29 protein-coding genes are annotated in these 26,141 nt (G+C 68.2%); 20 read left to right on the forward strand and 9 right to left on the reverse strand.

Translation table 11 applies throughout. From position 1 onward, the window contains the following. Positions 1–36: 36 nt before the first annotated feature. From ASD42_RS10440 to ASD42_RS10455, 4 genes are all read right to left on the reverse strand, one after another. Positions 37–1,257 (reverse strand): NAD(P)-dependent malic enzyme, encoded by a 1,221-nt coding sequence (locus tag ASD42_RS10440; protein WP_056813332.1) that lies wholly within the window; start codon positions 1,255–1,257, stop codon positions 37–39. Between the two features lie 404 nt (positions 1,258–1,661). Continuing rightward, the gene (locus ASD42_RS10445) at positions 1,662–3,218 is read right to left on the reverse strand and encodes an FAD-binding protein (RefSeq protein WP_056813334.1); all 1,557 of its coding nucleotides are present in this window, start codon (positions 3,216–3,218) and stop codon (positions 1,662–1,664) included. Between the two features lie 51 nt (positions 3,219–3,269). After that, positions 3,270–3,536: a hypothetical protein gene (locus ASD42_RS10450; protein WP_056813337.1), complete on the reverse strand. Its 267-nt coding sequence runs from the start codon at positions 3,534–3,536 to the stop codon at positions 3,270–3,272. Then, positions 3,533–4,387, reverse strand: a complete 855-nt coding sequence (locus ASD42_RS10455; protein WP_056813340.1) for a PHP domain-containing protein — start codon at positions 4,385–4,387, stop codon at positions 3,533–3,535. Before ASD42_RS10455 ends, ASD42_RS10450 begins: the two co-directional genes overlap by 4 nt. 69 nt (positions 4,388–4,456) lie before the next feature. On the opposite strand from ASD42_RS10455, the gene ASD42_RS10460 reads away from it, so the two are divergent. Beyond that, the gene (locus tag ASD42_RS10460; protein WP_413232929.1) at positions 4,457–5,545 is read left to right on the forward strand and encodes a magnesium and cobalt transport protein CorA; all 1,089 of its coding nucleotides are present in this window, start codon (positions 4,457–4,459) and stop codon (positions 5,543–5,545) included. On the opposite strand, the gene ASD42_RS10465 is transcribed toward ASD42_RS10460, so the two are convergent. From ASD42_RS10465 to ASD42_RS10475, 3 genes are all read right to left on the reverse strand, one after another. Then, a complete protein-coding gene (locus ASD42_RS10465) occupies positions 5,542–6,123 on the reverse strand; it encodes a suppressor of fused domain protein (RefSeq protein WP_056813346.1) in 582 nt (193 codons plus the stop codon). The two genes, ASD42_RS10460 and ASD42_RS10465, sit on opposite strands and share 4 nt — an antisense overlap. 4 nt (positions 6,124–6,127) lie before the next feature. Next, the gene (locus ASD42_RS10470) at positions 6,128–6,622 is read right to left on the reverse strand and encodes a general stress protein (RefSeq protein ID WP_056813349.1); all 495 of its coding nucleotides are present in this window, start codon (positions 6,620–6,622) and stop codon (positions 6,128–6,130) included. An 89-nt stretch (positions 6,623–6,711) separates the two neighbouring features. Continuing rightward, positions 6,712–7,641 (reverse strand): HpcH/HpaI aldolase/citrate lyase family protein, encoded by a 930-nt coding sequence (locus tag ASD42_RS10475; protein WP_056813352.1) that lies wholly within the window; start codon positions 7,639–7,641, stop codon positions 6,712–6,714. A 52-nt stretch (positions 7,642–7,693) separates the two neighbouring features. Here ASD42_RS10475 and ASD42_RS10480 point away from each other — a divergent pair, with 52 nt between their 5' ends. The 9 genes from ASD42_RS10480 (at position 7,694) to ASD42_RS10520 (ending at position 15,431) form a co-directional block, all read left to right on the forward strand. Continuing rightward, on the forward strand, positions 7,694–9,001 hold the full coding sequence (locus ASD42_RS10480; RefSeq protein WP_082844121.1) for a magnesium transporter MgtE N-terminal domain-containing protein: 1,308 nt from the start codon (positions 7,694–7,696) through the stop codon (positions 8,999–9,001). Next, positions 8,998–9,588: a DUF1003 domain-containing protein gene (locus tag ASD42_RS10485; RefSeq protein WP_056813355.1), complete on the forward strand. Its 591-nt coding sequence runs from the start codon at positions 8,998–9,000 to the stop codon at positions 9,586–9,588. Before ASD42_RS10480 ends, ASD42_RS10485 begins: the two co-directional genes overlap by 4 nt. 181 nt (positions 9,589–9,769) lie before the next feature. Then, positions 9,770–11,074: a lytic transglycosylase domain-containing protein gene (locus tag ASD42_RS10490; RefSeq protein ID WP_156677420.1), complete on the forward strand. Its 1,305-nt coding sequence runs from the start codon at positions 9,770–9,772 to the stop codon at positions 11,072–11,074. 96 nt (positions 11,075–11,170) lie between these two features. Further along, complete coding sequence (locus tag ASD42_RS10495; RefSeq protein WP_056813357.1) at positions 11,171–12,034, forward strand: lytic transglycosylase domain-containing protein; 864 nt, start codon at positions 11,171–11,173, stop codon at positions 12,032–12,034. 172 nt (positions 12,035–12,206) lie between these two features. Beyond that, on the forward strand, positions 12,207–13,343 hold the full coding sequence (locus tag ASD42_RS10500) for an Mrp/NBP35 family ATP-binding protein (protein WP_056813362.1): 1,137 nt from the start codon (positions 12,207–12,209) through the stop codon (positions 13,341–13,343). A gap of 37 nt (positions 13,344–13,380) precedes the next feature. After that, positions 13,381–13,701 carry a DivIVA domain-containing protein gene (locus ASD42_RS10505; RefSeq protein WP_056813364.1) on the forward strand — a complete coding sequence of 107 codons (321 nt, stop codon included), beginning with the start codon at positions 13,381–13,383 and terminating at the stop codon, positions 13,699–13,701. Then, the gene (locus ASD42_RS10510; protein ID WP_056813367.1) at positions 13,698–14,330 is read left to right on the forward strand and encodes a DNA-3-methyladenine glycosylase I; all 633 of its coding nucleotides are present in this window, start codon (positions 13,698–13,700) and stop codon (positions 14,328–14,330) included. Before ASD42_RS10505 ends, ASD42_RS10510 begins: the two co-directional genes overlap by 4 nt. A 106-nt stretch (positions 14,331–14,436) precedes the next feature. Continuing rightward, entirely contained in the window at positions 14,437–14,604 is a 168-nt protein-coding gene (locus ASD42_RS10515) for a DUF3117 domain-containing protein (RefSeq protein WP_011211259.1), read from the forward strand. Beyond that, positions 14,601–15,431 carry a putative RNA methyltransferase gene (locus tag ASD42_RS10520; protein WP_200950444.1) on the forward strand — a complete coding sequence of 277 codons (831 nt, stop codon included), beginning with the start codon at positions 14,601–14,603 and terminating at the stop codon, positions 15,429–15,431. The genes ASD42_RS10515 and ASD42_RS10520 overlap by 4 nt, the downstream gene beginning before the upstream one ends. 61 nt (positions 15,432–15,492) lie before the next feature. Here the strand turns inward: ASD42_RS10520 and glgA are convergent, their stop codons facing one another. Then, a complete protein-coding gene (gene glgA, locus ASD42_RS10525) occupies positions 15,493–16,659 on the reverse strand; it encodes a glycogen synthase (protein WP_056815989.1) in 1,167 nt (388 codons plus the stop codon). A gap of 111 nt (positions 16,660–16,770) precedes the next feature. Between glgA and glgC the strand changes: the two genes are divergently transcribed. Continuing rightward, entirely contained in the window at positions 16,771–17,988 is a 1,218-nt protein-coding gene (glgC, locus tag ASD42_RS10530) for a glucose-1-phosphate adenylyltransferase (RefSeq protein WP_056813378.1), read from the forward strand. 24 nt (positions 17,989–18,012) lie between these two features. On the opposite strand, the gene ASD42_RS10535 is transcribed toward glgC, so the two are convergent. Next, positions 18,013–18,645, reverse strand: coding sequence for an O-methyltransferase (locus ASD42_RS10535; RefSeq protein ID WP_056813381.1), 633 nt, complete (start codon positions 18,643–18,645; stop codon positions 18,013–18,015). A gap of 376 nt (positions 18,646–19,021) precedes the next feature. Between ASD42_RS10535 and sigE the strand changes: the two genes are divergently transcribed. From sigE to ASD42_RS10580, 9 genes are all read left to right on the forward strand, one after another. Further along, positions 19,022–19,684, forward strand: coding sequence for an RNA polymerase sigma factor SigE (gene sigE / locus ASD42_RS10540; protein WP_056813388.1), 663 nt, complete (start codon positions 19,022–19,024; stop codon positions 19,682–19,684). A 59-nt stretch (positions 19,685–19,743) separates the two neighbouring features. Beyond that, positions 19,744–20,112: a hypothetical protein gene (locus ASD42_RS10545; RefSeq protein ID WP_056813391.1), complete on the forward strand. Its 369-nt coding sequence runs from the start codon at positions 19,744–19,746 to the stop codon at positions 20,110–20,112. Positions 20,113–20,122: 10 nt separating this feature from the next. Next, positions 20,123–21,655 (forward strand): S1C family serine protease, encoded by a 1,533-nt coding sequence (locus ASD42_RS10550; protein ID WP_056813393.1) that lies wholly within the window; start codon positions 20,123–20,125, stop codon positions 21,653–21,655. A 33-nt stretch (positions 21,656–21,688) separates the two neighbouring features. Beyond that, on the forward strand, positions 21,689–22,108 hold the full coding sequence (gene tatB, locus ASD42_RS10555) for a Sec-independent protein translocase protein TatB (RefSeq protein WP_056813396.1): 420 nt from the start codon (positions 21,689–21,691) through the stop codon (positions 22,106–22,108). Between the two features lie 181 nt (positions 22,109–22,289). Beyond that, positions 22,290–23,147, forward strand: coding sequence for a hypothetical protein (locus ASD42_RS10560; protein WP_056813397.1), 858 nt, complete (start codon positions 22,290–22,292; stop codon positions 23,145–23,147). A gap of 116 nt (positions 23,148–23,263) precedes the next feature. Beyond that, positions 23,264–23,830 (forward strand): hypothetical protein, encoded by a 567-nt coding sequence (locus ASD42_RS10565; protein WP_131816777.1) that lies wholly within the window; start codon positions 23,264–23,266, stop codon positions 23,828–23,830. Positions 23,831–23,923: 93 nt separating this feature from the next. Beyond that, positions 23,924–25,003 carry an XdhC family protein gene (locus ASD42_RS10570; protein ID WP_056813402.1) on the forward strand — a complete coding sequence of 360 codons (1,080 nt, stop codon included), beginning with the start codon at positions 23,924–23,926 and terminating at the stop codon, positions 25,001–25,003. Between the two features lie 103 nt (positions 25,004–25,106). Further along, positions 25,107–25,703, forward strand: coding sequence for a TetR/AcrR family transcriptional regulator (locus ASD42_RS10575; RefSeq protein WP_056813405.1), 597 nt, complete (start codon positions 25,107–25,109; stop codon positions 25,701–25,703). Further along, positions 25,700–26,134, forward strand: coding sequence for a DUF6640 family protein (locus tag ASD42_RS10580; RefSeq protein ID WP_056813408.1), 435 nt, complete (start codon positions 25,700–25,702; stop codon positions 26,132–26,134). Before ASD42_RS10575 ends, ASD42_RS10580 begins: the two co-directional genes overlap by 4 nt. Positions 26,135–26,141: the final 7 nt, after the last annotated feature.

Here is a 26,141-nt window from a genome sequence, read left to right on the forward strand (position 1 = left end):
TTCCGGTGGGAACGGGGGCGCTGCGTCAGCAAAAAACTAGGCGACACCCTCGGCGCGCGCGGCTTCCGCGACGGCCTCGGCCACAGCCGGAGCCACGCGCGGATCGAGCGGGCTCGGGATGATCTTGTCGACGGCGAGCTCGTCGGCCACGACGCCGAAGATGGCGTTCGCGGCGGCGACCTTCATGCCCTCGGTGATGCGGCGGGCACCGGCATCGAGCGCACCCTTGAACACGCCGGGGAAGGCGAGCACATTGTTGATCTGGTTCGGGAAGTCGCTGCGGCCCGTCGCGACGATCGCCACGTACTTGGCGGCCACGTCGGGGTGGATCTCCGGGTCCGGGTTGGACATGGCGAACACGATCGCCTCCGGCGCCATCGAGGCGATGAGCTCTTCGGGGATGGTGCCCGCGGACAGGCCGAGGAACACATCGGCACCGGCCAGCGCGTCGGCCGGGCCACCGGTCAGGCCGCGCGGGTTGGAGCGGGCGGCCAGATCGGCCTTCACACCGTTGAGACCGTCGCGACCGGCGCTGACGATGCCCTTCGAGTCGAGCACGACCACATCGGGGACGCCCGCGGCGATCAGGATGTTCGCGCAGGCCACACCGGCCGCGCCCGCACCGGAGACGACGACCTTCAGGCCCGACATGTCACGGCCCTGCACCGCGGCCGCGCCCTTGAGGGCGGCCAGCACCACGATGGCGGTGCCGTGCTGGTCGTCGTGCATGACCGGGCAGTCCAGCGCCTCGATGACGCGACGCTCGATCTCGAAGCAGCGCGGGGCGGAGATGTCTTCCAGGTTCACCGCGCCGAAGCTCGGACGCAGGTGGATCAGCGTCTGGACGATCTCGTCGGGATCGGTGGTGTCGAGCACGAGCGGAATCGAGTTCAGACCGGCGAACTTCTTGAACAGCGCGGCCTTGCCCTCCATCACGGGCAGCGAGGCGCGCGGGCCGATGTCGCCGAGGCCGAGCACGGCGGTGCCGTCGCTGACCACGACCACCAGGCGGTCGGTCCAGGTGTAGCGCTTGGTGAGGGCGGGATCCTCGGCGATGGCACGGCTGACCTGGGCGACACCGGGGGTGTAGGCGATGGACAGATCGCGCTGGGTCTCGAGGGGCGCGGCCAGCTCGACCGACAGCTTGCCGCCGAGGTGGCCCGCGAAGATCTCGTCGTTGGTGATGGCAGCGAGGCTCGCTGCGTCATCGGCCTTGGGCGCCGCGGTGGCATTCGGTGCGTCAGTCACAGGTGACACGATTTCACTCCTGCTCGAGTCGGGCTCAACCGGGGGACGGTTACCGCCGGGTATATCGGAAACGGATTACTGGGACGCTGGATCGCTACAACGCTCATCGAGTGCGCGACCGCACGCGTTTCGCGGTGGCAACCGGACGCATGGCGCGGCACTGATCCGCCGAGCGGAACCGGACGGGTGTGTCCGGGCGAGCAGAACGGGTCGACCTACGCTGCGACGGTGCGTCGCACGGCGGAAGGTCACCGAGGTCCCCGAACCCGGCGGTGGCAAGGGTAGGGAATCCGCAACATTCTGCCAGCATGGTGCCTCGATTGCCAAACCGCGTCATGTGTCGAGCGTAGCCGTGTCGAATTGCCGTGGCGTAAGCGAAAACTCGCAGCGCAGCGGGAACATCCGGTGAACTCTCACACCGCGGCGGGGGTGGCCGCGGTGAGCTCGCCGCCGAGTGGCTCCGGCCATTCCTCGCGGCGCACCCACACCTCGTCGAGCCCACCACAACGCAGCCGGACCAGCCAATCCGAGCGGGCGTCGGGGTGGTCGATGCGCTGGTGGATGCCGCGACTCTCGGTGCGCACGAGCGCGCTGTAGCCGGCCCACCGGGCCACGGCGAGCAGGGCGGCCGCTTGGCGTGCCCGCAGCTGCCCGATGCCGAGACCGCCGAGATCGAACTGGGCGCCGGGCCACATGGCGTCCAGTTCGGCGATGCTGTCGGCGAGGCTGCCCGCGCTACGTCGGTAGCTGCGGCGCAGCGGCAGCGTGTGTTCCTGCACCAGGCCGACCACCGAGCGCGGATCGATGTGGGCGTGGGGGCCCAGGCCTGCGCCGGGCACGGGGCGCGCGCTGCTCGCCCGCTCGTTGGCGAAGGCGAACGCGGCGGCACCCTGACCCGCCCAGCTGCCAGAGGCCAGCGCCCACGCACCGTTGAGGCCGCCGGTGGCCCCCGCCGCTCCGGTGACCACCTGTCGGCCCGTCACATCGCCCGCACCGAACAGGCCGCGGATCGTCGTCGAGCAATCGGTGTCGGCGAGGGCCAGTCCGGCCGCGCCGCGAATGGTGCCCTCCAGCACCGCTCGCACCGGAACCCGACCCGTGGCATCGATCGCGCCGTGCCTGCTCAGCCAGTGCCGAACGGTGTCGGGCACCTCGCTCAGGGCGGCGAAGACCCGCCTGCCCTCCGCGATGGCGGTGAGTGCCGCCGGATACCGGTCGGGCAGTTCGGCGCCCGACTCGTCGTAGAGGGCCGCGAAATGCACCGACAGACCGGGCGCGACCGCCGGATGCGGATGTACTCGCGACAGCACCGGCGCCAGCCCGTAGGCGCTGGAGAATTCCATCCCGCACAGTTCGGCGCCTGCCTCGGCCGCCATCAGCAAGCCCTCGCCGGTGCTCACGTCGGTGCCCGCGCCGCCGGACAGGAAGGCGCAGCCGCCGGTGGCGACCACGACCGCGCCTGCCCTGATGGTCCACGGCCGAAACTTGTTGTGACGCTGGACCCCCACGGCGCCGACCACGGTGCCCGCCGGATCGACCAGCAGTTGCAGCGCCGGATGATGATCGAGGATGCGCACGCCCGCCTCCAGCGCACCGCGTCGAAGGCGGCGCAGGTAGCTCGCGCCGTCGAAGTGCACGTGCGCCGGGTCGCCGTTCGGGTCGGGGACGCGGTGGCGGGTGCCCGACCAGGACTGCAATCGCCGGTGGGTCTCCTCGACGACGCGGTGCAGCCAGGCCCGATCACCGAGCCCGCCGCCCGCCACGAACGCCTTGTCGACCGCGTCGGCGCGGCCGGGACCGGGCGGGATCGCCCAGAGCACGGTGGTGCCGTACACGGTGGGCCCGCTGGAACCGCAGCGGCTCTTGTCGACCAGCACCACCCGCGCGCCCGTCGCCGCGGCCGAGACGGCGGCCCAGAGCCCGGCGGGGCCACCGCCGAGTACCAAGACATCCGTTTCGATACTGGTCACAAAGAGAAATATTCGGGCACAGTTCACCCGTCCGCAACCATTACGCGGCCGTCAACCCCACCATTGTGTCCAAAGCAATACACCAGCCGTGACCAAGACCGTCACGGCTCCGAACAGTGCCGACATCCCGCGCCGCCGATCGGCGAAGACCTGCGCCACGACCACCACCGCCGCGGCCACGAAATGCCAAGCCAGTGATTCGGCGCCAGGTCCGGGAAAGTCGCGGCGCGAGCCGATCACCGCCGCCCCCACGACCACACACAACAGGACGAGTACCCCACCGGCGACGACGCCGCTGAAGCCGCGCACCAGCGTCACGGGGCGATCACCGGCGTCCCGCTCGCCTTGTCGATGAGCGCTTCGTACTGATCGGGATCGGTGGCACACGCGCCGATCCGGATGGTCTTGTTGCTGCCGTGATAGTCCGACGAGCCGGTGCGCACCAAGCCGAGTTCCCGCGAAAGTTCGTTCAGCACAACACGATCGGCGTCGTTGTGATCCGGGTGGTCGATCTCGAGCCCGCCGAGGCCGAGCCCGGCCAGCTCCCTGATCTCGTCGAGCGCCAGCAGTCTGCCCCGCGTGCGCGCCCTGGCATGGGCGATCACGCTGACCCCACCCGCGGCCGCGATCAACTGCACCGCCCTGGTCAGCGGGGTGTCGGCCTTCTCGGCGTAGTACGGCCCGTGCGGGGCGAGGAGATCGATGAACGCGGCGTTCACGCTCTCGACGACCCCGGCCGCGACCAGCGCCTGCGCCAGATGCGGCCTGCCGACGGCAGGACCGGCGCTCGCCATCACCGCGTCGGGATCGATCGGCAGCCCGTCGGCCGCCATCTTGTCGGCCATCGCCCGCACCCTGGCCACCCGTTCGCCGCGCAACCGCTCGCGTTCGGCGGCGAAACCGCGGTCGGTGGGGTCGAACAGATACGCCAGCAGATGCACCGGCACCGGGTAGCCGTCCTCACCCATGCCCGTGCACGACATCTCCATGCCACGCACCAGGGTGAGTCCCGGTGGGCGGGCGGCCTCGGCCTCGGCCCAGCCCCCGGTGGTGTCGTGGTCGGTGATCGCGACGACGTCGAGACCGGCCGCCGCGGCATGACGCACCAGTTCGGCGGGGCTGTCGGTGCCGTCGGAGGCGGTGGAATGGGTATGCAGATCGATGCGCACACCCTCAGTCTTACAGTGCGGTCTCGGGTACCGCGCGTTCGAAGGGTCCGCACGGTCGGTGACCGTAGGATCGGCTCGGTGCCCTCCTTTCCGCCGATGCCGTCGTTCCACGGGCCGAATCGCGCGACGAAGACGCCGCGACCACAGGTCCCCGTTCCCACGGCGCGAGCGATCGTCGACTGCGGGGTCTACGTCGACGGCGAGCGGCAGCCGGGACATTTCACCCCACAGCAGGCACTGACGGCGGCGGAGAAGACCGAATCGGGATTCGTCTGGATCGGCCTGCACGACCCGGACGACCGGCAGATGAACGACATCGCCTCGATCTTCGACCTGCATCCGCTGGCGGTGGAGGACGCGGTGCAGGGCCGCCAACGCCCCAAGCTCGAGCGCTACGCCGACACGCTGTTCCTGGTGATGACCACGGTCCGCTACGTCGACCACGAGATCGACTCGACCAGCGAGATCGTGGAGACCGGCGACATCATGGTCTTCACCGGGCCACGCTTCGCCGTCACGGTGCGTCACGGCGAACACACCCACCTGTCCAACGTGCGCCACGAGCTCGAAGACCGTCCCGAACAGCTGAAATACGGACCGACGGCGGTGCTGCACGCCGTCGCCGACCACATTGTGGACACCTACGTCGATGTCACCGAATCCGTCGGCATCGATATCGACGAGATGGAAGAGGCGGTCTTCACGCCCGCCTCGAAGATCGGAATCGGGTCGATCTACCAGCTCAAACGCGAAGTGGTGGAGCTGCGAAGGGCGGTGGCGCCGCTGGCGGTTCCGCTGGAGCGGCTGGTGAACAACACCGAACTACCGGTGCCGACGGAGATCCGCCGCTATCTGCGCGACGTCGCCGACCACCAGGTCACCGTCTCCGATCACATCAGCTATTTCGACGAAGCGCTCAGCGGCTTGGTCAATGCCGCGCTGGCCAAGATCAGCGTTCAGCAGAACACCGACATGCGCAAGATCTCGGCCTATGCCGCGATGGCGGCCGTGCCGACACTGATCGCGGGCGTGTACGGCATGAACTTCGACCACATGTGGATCCTGCATCAATGGTGGGGGTATCCCTCGACCTTGGTGCTCATGGTCGTGATCTGCGGGTGGTTGTTCCGCAGCTTCCGCCGAAACGGGTGGCTCTAGAGATTCACCGCGCCGCGCTCGGGATCACGCACGTCGATCCCGGCCTCCGACCAGGCGTCACGCAGCGCCTGGGCGCCGCGGACCCGCACCCAGGCGGCCTCGGTCGCGGTCACCGGGGTGACACTGAGGTAGCGCACCGGGTCGGCGGGGTCGGGCAGCCCGACCGCTGGAATGTCGCTCTCGCCGAGCACGACCGCGGTGAACTTCGCGTTGCGCCACAGCGGTTCTCCGAGATCGAGAAGTGCGTCGGCTTGCAGCACAACGCCTTCCACCGACGGCGAGGCGACCAGGACACCGAGGGATTTGACCACCCCGACCTGTGGGTCCGCGCTCATCAACAGCGTCAGGATCAGTTCGGCGCGCGGTCCGCGCACCGGGTCGGCCAACAGATCGGTCGGATCACCCATCGGATGACGCGAACCGCCCACTGTCGCGTAGTGGACCGCGCCGTCGCCTGGAATACGCAGGATCTCGACGGGTTCGAGCCCGAGGAAGGTGACCGACGCCGAATCGACCTGTGCGCGTTCGACCTCGAAGTGATCCAGCACCGCCGCGCGGACCGTGTTCTCTACATCCATTGCGCTACAGGGCCAATCGGGCCAGCATGTCGCGGGCTTGTTCGGCGGACTTCGGATCGCACAGCACGTCGTACCGCCCCGCGACCAACTGCATGGTCGAGGCGAAATCGCGCTGCCCCTTGGTGGCCGCGTACGGGATCGAGGTGGTGATGACGCCGAAGACGATGCCGCCGAGCAGACCGACCACGAGCGGTCCGAGCGCTCCGCCGGTGGTGGTGAACAGGCTCAGCAGCAGACCGAGGAACAGGCCGAGCCACGCGCCCGACACCACGCCGCCGCCGATGACCTTGCCCCACGTGAGCCGATAGAGCACGCGCTCCACCTGCATCAGATCGACACCGACGATGGTCACGTCCTGCACCGGGAACTGCCCGTCGGCCAGGTAGTCGACCGCACGCTGCGCCTCGGCGTAGGTGGGATAGGAGCCGACCGGCCAGCCCGACGGCGGCGTCGGCAACGCCTGCCGCCCGCGATTCGAGTTGCCCAAGGGATTCGTCATAGTCCTATTCTGCTATTCCTGGACCGGCTGCGCCGCAGTGAAACGCGTCATTCCCGCAGCGCGGCCCTTGTCGGCGATGACCTGTGGGATCAGACGTCAGTCCTTGTCATTCCCGCAGCGCGGCCCTTGTCGGCGATAACCTGTGCCATTTTGGCGCTGGCCTCGTCGATCATCTCATCTCCCAACATGACAGCGCCACGCGCGCCGCCTTCCTCGGAGGTGTGGAAGGCGTAGGTCTCCAAGATCAACTCGGCGCGGTCGTAGTCGGCCTGACGTGGGCTGAAGATCTCGTTGGCCGCGTCCACCTGGCCGGGATGCAGCACCCATTTACCGTCGAAACCCAGTGCGGCCGTACGGCCCGCGGCCCGGCGGAAACCGTCGACATCGCGAACCTGCAGGTAGGGGCCGTCGATCGCCTGTAGGCCGTGGGCTCGGGCGGCGAGCAGGATCGTCATCAGGATGTGGTGATAGGCGTCGCCGACGTCGTAGCCCTCCGGCTGCTCGCCGACCACCAGCGTGCGCATATTGATGCTGGCCATGAAATCGGCGGGCCCGAACACCAGTGTCTGCACGCGCGCGCTCGCGGTGGCGATCGCATCGATATTGCGCAGGCCGAGCGCGTTCTCGATCTGCGGTTCGATGCCGATCCGCCCGACCTCGAGGCCGCTGGCCTTCTCCAGCTGGGTCAGCAGCAGGTCGAGGGCCTGCACCTGACCCGCGTCGGTGACCTTGGGGAGCAGGATCGCGTCGATCCAGCTGCCCGCGCCCTCGACCACGCTGATCACATCGGCGAAGGTCCATTCGGTCGACCAGTCGTTGACCCGCACCACCCGCAACTGCGAACCCCAGCCGGGTTCGTTGAGCGCCGCGACGATGTTCGCCCGCGCGGCGGCCTTGGCGCCGGGGGCGACCGCGTCCTCCAGATCGAGGAACACCTCGTCCACCGGCAGAGTCTTCGCCTTGGCGATCATCTTCGGGTTGCTTCCCGGCACAGCGAGTACCGACCGACGTGGCTTCATGAGGAGCGCCTCCTGGTTCGAGCGGCCGTACTCGACCGATAGCCTGATGGTCATGGCAACCACCAGGGTGTACGTCGCCCGGCTCGCCGGCCTGACGGTGCTGGGTCCGGACGGGGAGTCTATCGGCCGGGTCCGCGACGTGGTCGTCGCCGTCCGGAACGGGCGCCAGCCGCCACATGTCCACGGGCTCGTCGTCGAATTGCTCACCCGGCGAAGAATTTTCGTGCCGATACTGCGGGTGACCGCGATCGAACCCGGCATGGTCACGCTCAATACCGGAACCGTGAGCCTGCGCCGTTTCGCACCGCGAGCAGGCGAACTCCTCGCCATGGCGCAGATCGTCGATTCGCAGGTACGGGTGAACGACCCGGATCTGCCGGATCTGGCCGATGTCGACGTGCTGGTCGCCGATCTGGGCATCGAACAGACCAGGACCAGGGATTGGATCGTCAGCCGGGTCGCGGTGCGCGGCCACCGGCGGATCGGGCGCAGGCGCGCGGTGCACGTCGTGGAGTGGTCACAGGTCGACGGGCTCACCCCCGCCGAGGTGGACCGGCCCGGCCAGGACGTGACCACCCTGCTCACCCAGTTCGAGGGACTGCGCGCGGCCGATGTCGCGCACCGGCTGCGTGAGCTCCCGGAGAAACGCCGCATCGAGGTGGCGATCGCCCTCGACGACGAACGCCTCGCCGATGTGGTCCAGGAACTGCCCGACGACGACCAGGTCGACTTGCTCAGCCATCTCGAGGTGCGCCGTGCCGCCGACGTGCTCGAGGCGATGGACCCCGACGACGCCGCCGACCTGCTCGGCGAGCTGCCCGAGAGCGAAGCCGAATCACTGCTGGCCCTGATGGACCCCGAGGAATCCGAGCCGGTGCGCCGATTGCTCGCGCACTCCCCCGACACCGCGGGCGGTCTGATGACGCCGAAACCGATCGTGCTCGGGCCCGCGACGACCGTCGCCGAAGCGCTGGCCCGCGTCCGCGACCCCGACCTCACACCGGCGCTGGCCTCGATGGCCTTCGTCGTGCGACCGCCGACCGCTACGCCGACCGGCCGCTACCTGGGCTGCGTACACATTCAGCGGTTGCTGCGGGAACCGCCCGCGCATCTGGTAGGCGGCATCCTCGACAGTGATCTGGCGCCGCTGACGCCCGATCTGCCGCTCTCGGCGGTGACCCGCTATTTCGCCACCTACAACCTGGTGTGCGGGCCGGTGGTCGACGCGGAGAACCATCTGCTCGGTGCGGTGACCGTCGACGATGTCCTCGATCATCTGCTGCCAGAGGATTGGCGGGAAGAGGAACCACCGGCGCTCGCCCAGGTCGAGACGAGTCCGGCGAACAGGAGCACGGCGTGAGTGAGAAGAATCCGGCCAGGCAACGACTGGAGACCCCGGTCGGGTCGCGGTTCAGTTTCGACTGGGATTCCGACGCGTTCGCCCGCTCCAGCGAGCGGGTGGCGCGGTTCCTCGGCACCGGGCGCTATCTGGCGATCCAGACGGTGATCGTCATCGTGTGGATCCTGCTCAATGTGTTCGCGGTGGCGCTGCGCTGGGATCCGTACCCGTTCATCCTGCTCAATCTGGCCTTCTCCACCCAGGCCGCCTATGCGGCGCCGTTGATCCTGCTGGCGCAGAACCGCCAGGACAACAGGGACAAGGTCTCCCTCGACGAGGACCGGACCAGGGCCGCGCAGACCAAGGCCGACACCGAGTTCCTCGCCCGTGAGCTCGCCTCGCTGCGCCTCGCGGTCGGCGAGGTCGCCACCCGCGACTACCTGCGCCGTGAGCTCGAGGAGATCAAAGACGTCCTCGATCGCATCGATGCGGTCACCACGCCCGACGGCGCGCCGAAGACGGACAAAAAGCGGAAAGCGGTCCGCAAGAAAACCTCCGGTCAAACGCCCTCTTCCGCCCCGATTTCGCCAGGCGCTCCAGACGTATGACCGGAAATGCTCAACAACTTCCTGACCGGTAGGTAACCTGGATCACGTTGTTCCGGGCGGGCCGGAGGGGGACTCTGCGGCGCCGCTGCTTTTCGACGAAAAGGGTGTGGCCGTGCGAATCTCTGCTCCGATAACGATGTCGGCCCTTGTAGTCGCAGGTCTCGTCGCCTCTGGATCGGGCGTGCACACCAGCGACCCGAGTACCGCGCCTACCGCGCCGGAGGCACTGTTGGCCGCCAGCGCGAGCACCGCCGATGACACGCCCGAAACCGATCCGTCCGAGATCGTCGGCCTGTTGCCGATCGCGCAGGAGGCGCCGCGCAGGCTGCGGGCCCTCTTGCCGAGCGCCAACAGCGCCGCACCCTTCGCGGGAACCGTCCCGCTGCAAAGCATCTCGCTACCCACCGGCAGCGGTGCACTCGGCATCCCGGAGATCGTGCTGGCCGCCTACCGCAACGCCGAGTTGGCCATGGAAACCGCGCAGCCGGGGTGCGGACTCACCTGGAACCTGCTCGCCGGCATCGGCCGGATCGAATCCGGGCACGCCAGCAGTGGCCGCACCGACCCCGCCGGTACGACGACGACGCCGATCTTCGGGCCCGCGCTCGACGGCACGCTGCCGGGCAACGAGATCATCAAGGAAGCCGACGGCGGTTTCGTGCGCGCCCTCGGTCCCATGCAGTTCCTGCCGAGCACCTGGGTGCACTACGCCGCCGACGGCAACGGCGACGGCGCCGCGGACCCGCACAATGTCTTCGACGCCGCGCTGGCCGCGGGCAAATACCTCTGCTCGGGCGGCCTGAACCTGCGCGAGGCCGCCCAGGAACTGCGAGCGGTGCTGCGCTACAACAACTCCATGTCCTACGCGGCCAATGTGCTGAGCTGGTCGGCGGCGTATCGGACGGGCGGCGCGCCGAGCCAGGTGGCCATCTCGCCGGAGATCATCCCGCCGGGCAGTGCCCCGCTGGTGGCCCCCAATGTGCTGGCCGCCTCGACCAACACACCCACCCCCACCACCACCACGCCGAAGCCGACCACGCCGAAGGTCACCACACCGACCCAGGTGATGATCACGCTGCCCGGCCTGCCGCCGATCCCGTGTGGCATCTTCTGCCCGGCGCCGGTCGCACCGCCCGAAACCTGTGTGAGCGAGCCGCTGCCCGCGCAGATGCCGAACCCGCTCGAACCCGAGCAGAAGCCCGCCGACAAGCCCGCCGAGCAGACCTACGGCGCTGCGGCGCCGAAGGACCCGGCCGAGCCGGAGCAGCCGGTCGTCGAGCCCGCCGCGTGCACCCCGGCCGCCGCCGAGCCCACCGAGAAGCCGGCCCCCGCCACGCCGGAGAAGACACCGGAACCAGGTGTCGCGCCCGCCGAGGAACCGGCGCCCGCCGAGCCCGCGCCGGTGGCGCCGACCCAGCAACCAGGCATCACGCTGCCGTTCGGCATCGTCATCCCGCTGCCGCCCGCCCCCGCACCGGCCCCGTAGAAATCAAACCGAAACTCAGATCACAAGGGAGTAACAAAAAGGTCTCGGGTGCGGTAACCTCTTCTCATCCAACACGGTTGAGGAGGGCACCACACAGTGGGTCGTCATCGGAAACAGCCTGCTACAACAGTTCGACGTAGCTCGCTCATCGCACTGACCGGATTGGTCCCCGCTGGACTGGTAGCCGTTACCGCGGCCACCTCCGAGGCGACCACGGCAACCACCGCAGCTGTCGAGCACGACCTGCTTCCCGGCGCCGAGCCGGAGACGAGGGCCGATCTGGTCGCGTCATCGGAGGCCGACGTCGCCGAGGTCACGCATGCGGAGGCTCGCCAGTCGGCCTCGGCCACGCCGGTCGTGAAAACCGTTGCGTTGTCGGACGATCGCGCCGCCTCGGATATGCCCGCGGGTCCGCTCGGCATTCCGGGCATCGCCGTCGCCGCCTATCAGACCGCCGAACAGCAACTGGCCGTGGAGGATCCGCACTGCGGGATGTCCTGGTCGCTGCTGGCGGGCATCGGCCGCGTCGAATCCACCCATGCCTATGGCAAGGCCGACGCACAGGGCAATCCGATCAAGGCGGTCTACGGACCCGTCCTCGACGGCAGTCTCTCCGGCAACAACGTCATCCACGACAGCGACGGCGGCGACCTCGACGGCCTCGACGGCTACGACCGCGCCATCGGCCCGATGCAGTTCCTGCCCGAAACCTGGCACCGCTACGCCGCCGACGGCAACGCCGACGGCATCGCCGACCCCCAGAACCTCTTCGACGCCGCCCTCACCGCGGGCCGCTACCTCTGCGACGGCGGCCTGAACATGCGCGACCTCTCCCAGCAGTCCAAGGCGATCCTGCGCTACAACAACTCGATGGCCTACGTCGCCAACGTGATGGCCTGGTCGGGTTCGTACTCCAGCGGCCTGGCCCCCAAGCCCCAGGACCTCCCCAGGATCCACTAGGAATCGTCACACCGATGTGTGGATGAACGCGCGGCAGACCAGTTGGTCGTTTCCGCGCACCCGGATTTCGTGGCGGCGGTGGAGCGGAACCGGGCCGATACCCGCTGAAGCATCGGGACCGTCTTGGAATCCCCGGAAGGCTCGCTACCGCTGGGGGGATAACATCGGGCGTATGTCAGTGATTACGGAAGCGGATGTGCGGGCGGCGCTCGCGAAGGTCGACGATCCGGAGATCCGCAAACCGATCACCGAGTTGGGGATGGTCAAGTCCATCGCCATCGCCGACAGCGGTGATGTGCACATCGAGATCTATCTGACCACCTCCGGGTGCCCGTTGCGGACCGAGATCATTCAGCGGGTCACCAAGGCCGTCGCCGACGTCAACGGGGCCGGCGCGGTGACGGTCGACCTCGACGTGATGAGCGATGAGCAGCGCACCGAGCTGCGCAAGTCGCTGCGTGGCGATTCGGCCGAGCCGGTCATCCCGTTCGCCCAGCCCGGTTCGCTGACCCGCGTGTACGCGGTGGCCTCCGGTAAGGGTGGCGTCGGCAAGTCCAGCGTCACCGCCAACCTCGCCGTGGCACTGGCACAGCGTGGGCTGTCGGTCGGTGTGCTCGATGCCGATATCTACGGCCACTCCATCCCGCGCATGCTCGGCACCGACGCCCGCCCGACCCAGGTCGAGCGGATGATCATGCCGCCCGTCGCGCACGACGTGAAGATGATCTCGATCGCGCAGTTCACCGAGGGCAATACTCCCGTGGTGTGGCGCGGCCCGATGCTGCACCGCGCGCTGCAGCAGTTCCTCGCCGACGTGTTCTGGGGCGATCTGGACGTGCTGCTGCTCGACCTGCCGCCCGGCACCGGCGACGTCGCGATCTCCCTCGCCCAGCTCATCCCGAGCGCCGAGATCCTGGTCGTCACCACCCCGCAGATCGCCGCCGCCGAGGTGGCCGAGCGCGCGGGTGCGATCGCCCTGCAGACCCGCCAGCGCATCGCCGGGGTCGTGGAGAACATGTCCTGGCTCGACCTGCCGGATGGTTCGCGCATGGAGCTCTACGGCTCCGGCGGTGGCCAGGTCGTGGCCGACCGCCTCACCCGCGCCGTCGGCTCGAATGTGCCGCTGCTCGGCCAGATCCCGATCGAGCAGGCCCTGCGCGAAGGCGGCGACGACGGCAACCCGATCGTGCTGTCCGACCCGGAGAACCCCGCCGCCGTCGCCCTGCTCGACATCGCCGACAAACTCGCCGTCCGCAAGCGTGGCCTGGCAGGCATGTCACTGGGAATCGACACAACTCGTCATCTCTGATTCGGGACTTGTCAGTGGCGTTGCCTAGGCTGTTTCCATGCTGACGCTGCTTCTGTACGTGCTCATCGTCGGGTTGGTTGCGGCGATGTTGTTCCTTGTCGCCAGTGCGGTGTTCGGGCGGTCCGAGGAGCTCGGGCCGTTGCCTGACGGGACCACGGCTACTGTGCTGCCCGCTGACGGGGTCACGGGGGCCGATGTGCGGGCGTTGCGGTTCCAGCAGGTGGTGCGCGGGTACAAGGCCGGTGAGGTCGACTGGGCGCTGGGCAGGCTGGCCGATCGGATCGACGAACTCGAGTTCGAGTTGGCCCAGGTTCGGCAGTGGCAGGCGCAGGTGGCGGCGGGCCAGGATCGCGGGTGAGCGAGCTCGCCGACGACGGCCTCGTTCGCTGCGACTGGTCGACCGGCTCGCAGCTGTACCGCGACTATCACGACACCGAGTGGGGGCAACCCCTGCACGGCGACGACGCGATGTTCGAACGACTCTGCCTCGAGGCCTTCCAGTCGGGGCTGGCATGGATCACCGTCCTGCGAAAGCGCCCCGCGTTCCGCACCGCGTTCGCCGGTTTCGAGATCGCGAAGGTCGCCGAATTCGATGATCACGACCGCGCGCGGCTGCTCGCCGACGCCGGCATCGTGCGCAACCGCGCCAAGATCGACGCGGTGATCAACAACGCCCGGGTTGCTCGCGACCTGACGACGAGTCTCGACGAGCTGGTGTGGTCGTTCGCACCCGCGCCACGCCCACGGCCGACCTCGATCGCGAATGTGCCCGCGACCACACCTGAATCCATTGCTCTGGCAAAGGAATTGAAGCGTCGCGGGTTCGCTTTCGTCGGCCCTACGACGGCGTATGCCCTCATGCAGGCAACCGGCATGGTGGACGATCACCTGGACGTTTGCTGGGTGGGCGCGGTACCGAACGGAACCGACTCAGCAGTCATATTTCGTACTCAGGTGTCCGCCCGCGACGGCAATAGGGAAGAATAGGACCGGTGTGGCCCGCCGAACACCCGGCGAGCCCGCTGGTTGGCGACAACCGGCAGACGAGAAAACAGTGCGCAGAACCACCGCGCAGATCTGGAGGGAGCAGAGGATGGCGGCCATGAAGCCCCGTACCGGGGACGGTCCCCTCGAAGCAACCAAGGAAGGTCGTGGAATCGTCATGCGGGTTCCACTCGAGGGTGGCGGGCGTCTGGTCGTCGAACTCACACCGGACGAGGCTGCGGCGCTCGGTGACGAATTGAAGAGCGTCACCAGCTGAATGCGCTGACCGAGGTCGCCGCACTTCTGGCCTGCCCGGAGTGCGGCGATGCACTGCAACCGCACGATCGTGCGCTGCGATGCGGCATCGGCCACAGCTTCGACATCGCCCGTCAGGGCTATGTCGGGCTGCTGACCGGCGCATCGACGAAAATGACCGGCGATACCGCCGACATGCTCGACGCCCGCGCCGCCTTTCAAGGTGCGGGCCATTTCGCCCCGATCGCCGCGGCGATCGCTCGTGCCCTCGACACCGACGGCACGGTGCTCGAGATCGGCGCGGGTACGGGCTACTACCTCGCCGAGGTGCTCGACGCGCACCCAGGCACCCTCGGCATCGCCTTGGACGTAGCCAAGCCCGCCGCCCGCCGAGCCGCACGCGGGCATCCCCACATGGGCTCCGTACTGGCCGACGCCTGGCGCGGCCTGCCGGTGCGCGACGATGCCGTCTCCGGCGCGCTCTCGGTGTTCGCCCCACGCAACCCCGCCGAAGTCGCCCGCGTGCTCACCCCGGGCGGACGCTTCGTCGTCGTCACGCCGACGGCTCGTCATCTGGGCGAGCTGATCGGCCCCCTCGGCATGGTCAGCGTCGACCCCGACAAGGACCGCCGCCTGGCCGACTCCCTGTCAGGCGCCTTCACCCGCGCCGAGCACACCCTCGTCGAGTTCCCGATGAAGTTGTCGCGCCCCGACGTCACCAACGTCGTCGCGATGGGCCCGTCGGCTTTCCACGGCACCCCCGCCGACGATCCACGCATCGCCGCCCTACCCGACATCACCGAAGTGACGGCCTCGGTAACCGTGTCGACCTATCTACCTCGCGGCTGACCGCACACGTCGCACCGCGGCCCGCGCTTCCCCACCGAGCGCCCTGCGGCTCAACCGGGCCCTAGCGCAACACACTCCGGTACACCTCGAGCGTGCGCTCGGCGATCCGTGCCCAGTCGAACTCCGCGATCGCCCGCGCCCGCCCGGCCTCGCCGTAGCGCGCAGCGAGCGCCCGATCTCCCGCGACGTCGTTCACGGCGGCAGCGAGCCCCTGCTCGTACTCCTCCGTCGCCTCCGGGTCGTAGTGCACCAATCGACCGGTGCCCCCGTCGACGACCACCTCCGGAATCCCACCCACATCGGAAGCGACGACGGCGGTCGCGCACGCCATCGCCTCCAGGTTCACGATTCCGAGCGGTTCGTAGACCGACGGGCACACGAATACCGAGGAGGCGGACAGGATCTGGCGGACCTGCCCCGCGGGGAGCATCTCCTTCACCCAGAAGACATTGCCGCGCCGACGCTGCAATCCGTCGACCGCGGCCGCGACCTCTACCTCGAGCTCCTTGGTATCGGCCGCGCCCGCGCACAGCACCAACTGGATATCGGGGTCGAACGAGGCGGCCGCGGCGAGCAGATGCCCGACACCCTTCTGCCGGGTGATCCGTCCGACGAACGACACGATCGGCAGGTCAGTGCGCACCCCGAGCCGCTCCAGCACCGGAATGTCGGCACCGCCGGGCGGGCCGGGATGCCACACGCTCGCGTCGATGCCGTTGTGCACCACATGAACTCGATCAGGATCGATCGCGGGGTAGGCGTCGAGGACGTCGTGGCGCATGCCTTCGCTCACCGCGATCACCGCATCGGCGTGCTCCATCGCATTGCGTTCCGACCACGACGAGAGGCGATATCCGCCACCGAGCTGTTCGGCCTTCCACGGCCTGCGCGGTTCCAGCGAATGCGCCGTGAGCACATGCGGAATCCCGTGCAGCATGGCGGCGAGGTGACCGGCCAACCCCGCGTACCAGGTGTGCGAGTGCACCACGTCCACGCCGCCCGCCGCGTCGGCCATGCGCAACTGCGCCGACATCATCTGCAACGCGGCATTGGCGGCGTACAGCTCGGGGTCGGGGCGGTGCACCACGGCGCCGCCGCGCGGCGCGCCCATGCAGTGCACGGTGACATCACAGAGATCACGCAATCGGACCGTGAGTTCGGTGACATGAACGCCCGCACCGCCATACACCTCGGGGGGATACTCCCGGGTCAGCATGGCGACTCGCAGCGGTTGCGCTGGAATCTGCTCGCTGTCGGTGCCATCACTCACTGGGTCCAAATTAGACCCTCGGGTCGACATGGGCCACCGTAACCCCGCTGGCCCTGTACTTTGAGCAGGGTGAGGAGCCAGCCGCACGTACTCGGGATCGTGCTCGCCGGTGGCGAGGGCAAACGACTGTTTCCGCTCACCGCCGACCGTGCCAAGCCCGCGGTCCCCTTCGGCGGCGCGTACCGGCTGATCGACTTCGTGTTGAGCAACCTCGTGAACGCGGGATACCTGCGTCTGTGCGTGCTCACCCAGTACAAATCGCATTCGCTCGATCGCCATATCTCGCAGACCTGGCGGCTGTCCGGATTCACCGGTGAATACATCACCCCGGTGCCCGCCCAGCAGCGTCTCGGGCCGCGCTGGTACACCGGCAGCGCCGACGCGATCATGCAGTCGCTCAACCTGATCTACGACGAGGACCCCGACTACATCGTGGTGTTCGGCGCCGACCACGTGTACCGGATGGACCCGGAACAGATGGTGGCCAGCCATATCGCGTCCGGCGCGGGCGTCACCGTCGCCGGCATCCGGGTGCCGAGGGCCGAGGCGAGCGCGTTCGGCTGCATCGACACCGACGAGTCCGGCAAGATCACCCAGTTCCTGGAGAAGCCCGCGCATCCGCCGGGCACCCCCGACGACCCGAACGTGACGTTCGCGTCGATGGGCAACTACGTGTTCACCACCCGCGTACTGGTCGACGCCATCCGCGCCGACGCCGAGAACTCCGATTCCGACCACGATATGGGCGGTGACATCATCCCGACGCTGGTCGCCGCCGGCCAGGCCGCCGTCTACGACTTCGCCGACAACGACGTCCCCGGCGCCACCCAACGCGACCGCGGCTACTGGCGCGACGTGGGCACCATCGACGCCTTCTACGAGGCGCACATGGACCTGGTCTCGGTGCACCCCGTGTTCAACCTCTACAACAAGCACTGGCCGATCCGCGGCGCCGCCGAGAACCTGCCGCCCGCGAAATTCGCCCAGGGCGGACTCGCCCAGGAGTCGATCGTCGGGGCGGGCTCGATCCTGTCGGCGGCCACGGTCCGCAATTCGGTGCTGAGCTCGAACGTGGTGATCGAGGACGGCGCCACGGTGGAGGGCAGCGTGTTGATGCCCGGTGTGCGGATCGGGCGTGGCGCGGTGGTGCGCCACGCGATCCTGGACAAGAACGTGGTGGTCGGCGAGGGCGAGATCATCGGCCTCGATCTCGATCGCGACCGGGAGCGTTTCGCCGTCAGCAACGGCGGTGTGGTCACCGTCGGCAAGGGCATCTGGGTCGGCTGAATTTTTTGCGGCTGGTGCCGCGGTTCAGCACCTCGACGCGCAGAGCAACCCGTCACCGATCGGGATCAGAACGCTGGTGAGCTCGGGGTTTTCCGCGATCGCACGAGTCGCCGCACGCACCGCCTGCGTGGCCGGGTCACGCTGGTCCGGATCGGGAACGCGCCCGCCGAGCAGCGCGTTGTTGAGGATGAACGCGCCGCCCTCGCGCAACAACCGCACACCCTGTTCGACGTAATTGGGGTGTTCCATCGGTGCCGCGTCGATGAAGACCAGGTCGTAGGAGCCGTCGGCCAGGCGGGGTAGCACGTCCAGCGCGCGCCCGTTGATCAGTCGCGTGCGCGACGGCGTGATCTCGGCGGTCCGGAACGCCTCCTTGGCCGCGCGCTGATGCTCGGGTTCGGAGTCGATCGTCGTCAGCGTCCCGTCCTCACGCATCCCGTCGAGCAGCCACAGCCCACTGACGCCTGCCCCGGTGCCCACCTCGACGACCGAGCGCGCGCCGAGCATCTGCGCGTACATGCTCAGCAGCGCACCGACCGCCGCGGGCACCGGCGCGGCACCCAATTCGGTGGCCCGCTCGCGCGCTTCGAGAAGAACCTCGTCTTCGACGACGGACTCCTCCACATAGGCCAGGTTCCGCTCCACGTTCGATGCCACAGCTATGAGGCTAGGCCACCGAGGGGGTATGTGTATTCAGCAAAGGGACGGATCCGACACTGTGTCGCACAGATCCCGAACAATTGCCGAAAGTTTGCGGATCGGTCACAACAGCCCCCGAACTGCTGGTTCTCCGTTGGCGACAGGACTAGGGTCGAGTTCGACCAGAATTCTCAGGTCACACTCAGGATCTCCACACCTGACCCATATCAGGGCAGGAAATAGTTGCCCTACGCAAGGCCAGCCGATCGCGGCGGGCACGAGACTCGGGAACAACCGCACACAGTTGCTGGTTGATTGTCGGTAAGCAAGGTTCGCTGACCCGGACCAGCCAGGTTTTGTGCCAGCGGTCCCGAGTAGGAGGTGTCCCATCACGATGGTAGACACGGCGCGTCAAGACGCCACCGACCAGACTCTGCCCGCCGATCTCATCACGGCAGAAGCCGACGAACTCGAGGCCGAACTCACCGGCACCGCCGCTTTCGACGCGACCGGCGATCGCGCCGCCATGCCCTCCTGGGACGAACTGGTCCGCGAGCACGCCGACCGGGTCTATCGCCTGGCCTACCGTCTCTCCGGGGACGCCCAGGACGCCGATGACCTCACCCAGGACACCTTCATCCGGGTGTTCCGCTCGCTGCAGAACTACCAGCCCGGCACGTTCGAGGGCTGGCTGCACCGCATCACCACCAACCTGTTCCTCGACATGGTCCGTCGTCGCAACCGCATCCGCATGGAAGCGCTGCCGGAGGACTACGACCGGGTGCCCGCCGAAGGCCCGACCCCGGAGGACGCCTACCACGACTCCCGCCTCGACCCCGACCTGCAGAAAGCACTCGATTCGCTGGCGCCGGAGTTTCGCGCCGCGGTCGTGCTGTGTGACATCGAGGGTCTGTCCTACGAGGAGATCGGCGCGACGCTGGGTGTGAAACTGGGCACCGTGCGAAGCCGGATCCATCGCGGGCGTCAGGCATTGCGCGAGTACCTTGCGCATAATGGAAGTGAGCAGCGGTACTCCGCTGAAGCCCCATCGTTGTGACGGGAGTTCGACGTCACCGGGGGCTCTCGGTTGACGTCGGTCGGAAGGAAGAATCCCGGATGAGCGTGGAACCCAGTGCCGCAGGTCGCCCACCGCGCTTTCAGCCCACCGAGCACCTGGCCAGTGAGGCTGTCGCGGCTTTTGTCGACGGCGAGCTGCGGATGAACGCTTATCTGCGTGCCGCCCAGCATCTTTCGGTCTGCCCCGAATGCGCGGCCGAGGTCGATGCCCAGCAGCAGGCGCGCATCGCGCTGCGCCGGGCCGCCGAGGTGGCGATTCCGCGCAGCCTGCACGACAGCCTCTCGCGCATTCCGCTGGCCGACCTCCCCGGCAACGCCCCCGAACCGCAGCGCCGTAACGAGGCATTTCTCGGATTCATCACAGATTCCTTCACCGCGACCCGGTGGACAACGTGGCGGCGCAAGTAGAGTCTGCGACGTGACAGGCGAATCGACGAATTCCGGATCGGCCGACCACTCGGATTCGGGTGACAATCGGGGCACGCTGCGCCCTTCGGACGCACCGAGCCTCGGGCCGCGCCCGGTCTACCGGCCGCACATCGACAGCCACACCGCGCGCGCGTTCCGCCGCCCGAACGGCCAAGCCGGTTCGTTCGCACCGCACGACCCGCAGCGCATGGCCGGAAAGGGCGCCGACGAAGGCATCGTCGCCCGCCCGCCGGACGGCGTGCTCGCCGAGGCGTTCGCCCGGCCCGAGGGCTCCTCGGAGCTGTTGCAGCGCGAGCCCGGCGCCGACGAGCCGAAGACGGTCGTCGCGGGTCCGGTCGACCCGTGGCGTGATCCCGACGCGGCGGCCCGGCTCGGTGCGCCCGCCGTCGACACTCCCCCGCCTGCCCGATTGCCCGTCGCGGACAAGCTGAGCGCTCGCGAGGTGCTGTTCGGTTCGCGGGTGGCGCCGAAGGCACTGGCGATGCTGGCCGTGCTGGCCCTCGGCATCGCCGTTGTGGGCGGGCTGGTCGGGCGGGTCACCGCCGAGACCGCGTCCACCCTCACCTCACGCAAGGTGACCCTGGATCAGAGCGCGGGTGTCGAGACCCCGCACAGCCAGATCGCCGCGGTCGCCAATGCCGTACTGCCCTCGGTGGTCTCGATCCGGGCCACTGTCGGCGACAACGGCGCGACCGGTTCCGGCGTGGTGATCGACGGCGGCGGTTACGTCGTCACCAACAACCACGTGATCTCGATGGCCGCGACCGACAAGTCCAACCGGTCCGCCATCCAGGTCCAGTTCTCCGACGGCACCCGGGTGCCCGCGCAGATCGTCGGGCGCGATCCCAAGACCGACCTCGCAGTGCTCAAGGTCGAGGCCAAGAACCTGACGGTGGCCAATCTCGGCAAGTCCGCCGATGTGCAGGTCGGCGACGACGTGCTGGCGGTCGGTTCGCCACTCGGCCTGAGCAAGACCGTCACTTCCGGCATCGTCAGCGCCCTGCACCGGCCCGTGAAACTCGCGGGCGAGGGCAGCGACACCAACGCGGTGATCGACGCCGTACAGACCGACGCGGCGATCAACCCGGGTAACTCCGGTGGCGCGCTGGTCGACATGCAGGGCCGCGTCATCGGTATCAACACCGCCATCCGCAGTGAGACCGGCGGTTCGGTGGGCCTCGGCTTCGCCATCCCGGTCGACGTGATGACCGCCGTCACCCAGACCCTGATCCGCGACGGCCAGATGCACCACCCGGTGATCGGCCTGAGCGCGCGCACCAAGACCGTCGCCAACGAGGTGATGAGCGGTGCCGCCGTCGCCGATGTGACGCCGGGCAGCCCCGCCGACAAGGCAGGCATCGTCGAGGGCGACGTGGTCGTGAAGATCGGCGACCGCGAGGTCACCGGGCCCGACGAACTGGTCGTCGCCGTGCAGTCGCGCAAGATCGGCGAAACGGTGAACGTGCAGTTGATCCGTGATGGCAGGCAGGTGGACGTGCCGGTCACCCTCGAATCCGACTGACCTGCGGACGCGCGCGCCGGGTAACCTGGAACCGTGTTCAGCAACATCGGGTGGAGCGAGATGATGATCCTGCTCGTCGCCGCCCTTGTGATCCTCGGTCCGGAGCGACTGCCCGGCGCCGTCCGCTGGACCACCGGCGCGCTGCGCCAGGCGCGCGACTACGCCAGCGGCGCCACCTCGCAGCTGAAACAGGAGCTCGGACCGGAGTTCGACGATCTGCGCAAGCCGCTCGCCGACCTGAACGAGCTGCGTGGCATGAGCCCGAGGGCCGTGGTCACCAAGCACCTGCTGGGCGGTGACGATTCGGTGCTGCGCGATCTGGAGAGCGCGGTGCCCGACAAGAAGCAACTGTTCGGCACCAGCAGCGGCATGCCTTCCACTCCGTCGGCCCCCCCGCCGCCGAAGTCGCTGGAGCGCAACGAGCGCCCCCCGGTCGACTACGACGCGACTTAGCTCGCCGAACACACCGCACGGTCGGCATTTGCTGCGAGATCGCGCTGAACGAACTCTGCGGCGGCGACCTCGCTTCTGTGTGATTTGCCGACAAACCGCGTCCGAGAGTGTTGTGTCGCAAGACAGTTCGATGTCAACCGTTATAGACACACAACGCTGTCGAGCTGTCTAGACTTCGCACATGTCGGCCGATGACGTGGCACGAGTTTTCGCGATCGAGGACAAGGTCGAGCGACTCAAAGCAGCCACCGACGGGGTGGCGGCTGCCCAGCAGACCATCAACGAACTAACCAGGATCCGGCGAGCCGTGATCCGAGAACTCCATGCCGACGGCTGGACGTTCGCCCGGATCGGCGCCGCCGCCGGACTGTCGCGTGCGCGTATTCACCAGGTGAGCACGCAGGGTCCCGTTCCCGAAGGACTGTTCTTCGGCCACGGCACCTTGACCGTGCTCGCCCCTGAGGTCCGCTCCGGCCGACTCCTGGGCGCACCGGACCCACAGGCCGCGCAGCGTCTGGCCGAACTGCTGCGACAACTCGGCTTCGCGGCGAACGTCGAGACGTTCATGCCCGGCCGACCGATCGACCTCAATCGCGACGGGCTGGTGATTCTCGGCGGCCCCGAACTCTCGCCCAGCCTGCGCCAGCTGGTGGTGGCCGATCCGCGCCTGCGCCGGACCGTCACCAGAGCGGGCGATACCCGGCGCGGCATAGAGGACAGGGCCGCACGCCGCGTCTACCGGCCCGGCGGCACCGAACCGCACGACATCGCCTACCTGGCTCGGCTCCCCCGGCCCGACCGGCGCGGCAGCATCATGCTGATCGACGGCCTGCATCCGCCCGGCTCACTGGGTGCGATCCGATTGCTGGCGACCCGCTTGGCGACCCTGCACGAGCGTGCGAGCAGCCATTTGTTCTCGGTCCTCATCGCAGTCCGATACGACCGCGCCACCGGCGAACCCGTTGATGCGGATTTGCTCACCCCGGTTTACCGCCATGAAACAGACCCAAAGTTGGCTACGACCCGGGTTCGTCCGTAGACTGAACTAAACTCGCCGTGCTCAGTGATCTGCATCACTGTACTGTTATGGATCACAAGTCGCCCGCGATGGTTAGATTGCTAGCGAGTAACCGAGTGTGAGTAGGTGAGCATCACATGTTCTCGTCTCCAGAGGCCAGCGCATGCCGGGTTCTGCCCGTGCACGCGGCAGGCCATCCACGGCCCGTTCCGCCCTTCGACGCGGAGCCGACCACCGGCGACGTCATCGTCACCACCCATCGTGTGACCTACAGCGATCGTCTGAAGGTCTTCATCGGCCCGCACGAGGACGTGGACAGCTTCCTACGCCCGTTGCGCCGGATGGATGGGCATCAGCGCTACTCACTCGATCTGACCGTGCTACCCGAGCCGGTGCCCGCCACCGAGGTCACCACGACCGTGAGTTCGGCGCGCGGCGATCTCGCGCTCGGCTGCGCCGGTTCGGCGGACGCGATGACTCTGCAACTGCGCACGACCATCGATCACGTCACCCGGCGCTTCACCCTCGGGCTGCCCGGGGGTCGACTCGGCCTGCCGACGGTGTACCTTCCGCACGGCGACGAGGACACCTACGTCTACCCGGAAGAGGTGTTCACCGCCGACAACGCGGTGGAGATCTTCCGCGACTTCTTCCACGCCGGCGCGGTTCCCGCGGGTCTGCAGCAGCGCGAGATCCTCGACTGAGAGCTGCTCGCCGCGCGCGAAATGCTCGACGATAGCTAGGCTGGTCGAACGGTCACAATGCCTCGATGGTGACCGTGGAGAGGCCGGTGCGTGATGCGTGATCTCCTCGGACAGGTGCTCGAACTGCTCGGTGATCAGGCCGTGGCACTGGCCAGGATCGTCGACCGAACCGGTGCGGGTCCGCGCGAAACCGGGGCCGCGATGGCGATGACGGGCGACGGTCGCGTGCTCGGTTCGCTGTCGGGCGGCTGCGTCGAGTCGGCGGTGCTCGCTGCTGCCGGCCAGGTTCTGCTCGACGGCCGGGCGAGCCGCGAGCGGTTCGCGGCCGCCGATGAACTCACGGTCGGCCTACCGTGCGGTGGCGAGATCGAAGTCTTCGTCGAACGCCTCGACCGCGACGATCTCCCCGTCCTGCGCGCCCTCCACTCCGCACTCGACGCGCACCATCCGATCGCCTACGCCACCACCCTCGAGTCGACCCCCGACCGAAAACTCCTGCGGCCCGGCGATACCGCCCCATGGCGCGGCCTCGACCACGACGCCACCGCCCTCCTCACCGCGGGCCACAACGGACTCATCGGCGCCCAGGACTGCACCCCCGCCCAGGCCGAACGCCCCCGCACCTTCGTCCAGGTCTTCCGCTCCCCCGCCCGAATGATCCTGGCAGGCGCCAACGACTACACCCGCGCCATGACCGTCGCCGCGGCGAACCTCGGCTACCACGTCACCGTCGTAGACGCCCGCGAAACCTTCACCACCCCAGCCCGTTTCCCGGCAGCCGACGAGGTGGTGATCGATTGGCCGCACCGCTACCTCGAGGCCGAACAGCTCGCGGGCCGCATCGACGACCGCACCGTCCTCTGCGTCCTCACCCACGACCCCAAGTTCGACGTCCCCCTCCTGGCCACCGCCCTCGACCTCCCGGCGATAGCGTTCATCGGCGCTCTCGGTTCCCGCAGAGCTCACGCCGACCGCGCCGCCCGTCTTCGCGAAACCGGACTCCTCGACTCCGACATCGCCCGCGTCCGAAGCCCCCTCGGCCTCGACCTCGCCGCCCACACCCCCGAAGAAACCGCCATCTCCATCCTCGCCCAAATCCTCGCCACCCGAGGAAGCGCCACAGCCCGACCTCTGGCAGAGCTGGACGGCCCGATCCACCGCCGCCCGGACTAGGTCCCGCTCGGTACTTACTCCCCCGGACATCTGTTCATTCGTTCATAACTTCGATACAGTTTGTATCGAAGTTATGAAACAGATTGTCCGAAGGGAATGTTTCGTGCGACCACCCGATCCGCGGACGGTGCGCAGCCGTGATGCCGCGCTCGTATCGGCGCGAGAGCTGTTGATAGAGCAGGGATTGGCCGGGCTGACGCATGGGGCCGTCGCGGCGCGCAGCGGGATCAGCCGAGCCACGCTGTACCGGCTCTGGCCGGAGCCCACCGATCTCGTCCGCGCCACGTTGACCCGCCATATCACTCTCGCGCAGCCACAGCCGACCGGGGATCTGCGAGCCGATCTGCTGACCGCGCTGACTGCCACGCGCGCGATGCTGCACGAACCGGCAACCGAGCAGGGCATGCGGGTGATGATCGAAAGGGCCGCTGTCGACGCGAAATTCGCGGAGGTGAAGGAGTCGCTGTACCGGTCGGGAACCCGGACGGTGCGCACGACGCTGACCGAGGCCGTCACCCGCGGGGAACTCTCCGCCGAACTCGATATCGACCTCGCGGTCGATCAGCTGCACGGTCCCTTGTTCTTCCGGCGGCTCGTCGCCAATCGAACCTTCGACCTCGACTACGTGCGCGAGGTCCTCGACGACTTCCTGCGCGACCGCACCTCGAAACCCGCGCCGGCAAGGAACCCCGTGACATGACGAAAACCCTGTCCGCCCCGCGCGCTCTCGCCGTACTCGTCGCGGTCATCACCGTATTCGGTGCTCTGCTCGCTGATTTCGTCATCCCCGCGGGCGCTGCTCAGCACCTGCGCAACGACGCCTGGCCGCCGCACGCGAAACTTCACGACGCCCAGTACATCGTCATGTCAATCCTGCTCGGCGTGCTGGCGCTGACATTGCTGCTGCGGCGCGATGGCGGCACCCGCTCGCGCCTGTGGACGGCCTGCGCGATCCTGGCTACGCCGTGGCTCGGCCTGCTGGCGGCGATGCTGTTCCCCGGCACCGCTGTTCACGATCCCGAGTTCGCCGACACCACGATCATCGGCCTGCACCCGCAGGTGCTGCTGGCGGTGATCCTGCTGGCAGTGCTGGTCACCGCCGTCGCGCTCAGCACCCGACGGCGGAACTGACACATCG

It is taken from the genome of Nocardia sp. Root136, from assembly GCF_001427185.1.
GTDB lineage: Bacteria > Actinomycetota > Actinomycetes > Mycobacteriales > Mycobacteriaceae > Nocardia > Nocardia salmonicida.

Coding starts and splice junctions, on each gene's coding strand:
- ASD42_RS10570 (WP_056813402.1), top strand. CDS start 23,924: ATGCGTGATCTCCTCGGACAGGTGCTCGAACTGCTCGGTGATCAGGCC.
- ASD42_RS10480 (WP_082844121.1), top strand. CDS start 7,694: ATGGCAACCACCAGGGTGTACGTCGCCCGGCTCGCCGGCCTGACGGTG.
- ASD42_RS10565 (WP_131816777.1), top strand. CDS start 23,264: ATGTTCTCGTCTCCAGAGGCCAGCGCATGCCGGGTTCTGCCCGTGCAC.
- ASD42_RS10515 (WP_011211259.1), top strand. CDS start 14,437: ATGGCGGCCATGAAGCCCCGTACCGGGGACGGTCCCCTCGAAGCAACC.
- sigE (WP_056813388.1), top strand. CDS start 19,022: ATGGTAGACACGGCGCGTCAAGACGCCACCGACCAGACTCTGCCCGCC.
- ASD42_RS10475 (WP_056813352.1), bottom strand. CDS start 7,641: ATGAAGCCACGTCGGTCGGTACTCGCTGTGCCGGGAAGCAACCCGAAG.
- ASD42_RS10505 (WP_056813364.1), top strand. CDS start 13,381: ATGCTGACGCTGCTTCTGTACGTGCTCATCGTCGGGTTGGTTGCGGCG.
- ASD42_RS10580 (WP_056813408.1), top strand. CDS start 25,700: ATGACGAAAACCCTGTCCGCCCCGCGCGCTCTCGCCGTACTCGTCGCG.
- ASD42_RS10465 (WP_056813346.1), bottom strand. CDS start 6,123: ATGGATGTAGAGAACACGGTCCGCGCGGCGGTGCTGGATCACTTCGAG.
- ASD42_RS10470 (WP_056813349.1), bottom strand. CDS start 6,622: ATGACGAATCCCTTGGGCAACTCGAATCGCGGGCGGCAGGCGTTGCCG.
- ASD42_RS10545 (WP_056813391.1), top strand. CDS start 19,744: ATGAGCGTGGAACCCAGTGCCGCAGGTCGCCCACCGCGCTTTCAGCCC.
- ASD42_RS10500 (WP_056813362.1), top strand. CDS start 12,207: ATGTCAGTGATTACGGAAGCGGATGTGCGGGCGGCGCTCGCGAAGGTC.
- ASD42_RS10560 (WP_056813397.1), top strand. CDS start 22,290: ATGTCGGCCGATGACGTGGCACGAGTTTTCGCGATCGAGGACAAGGTC.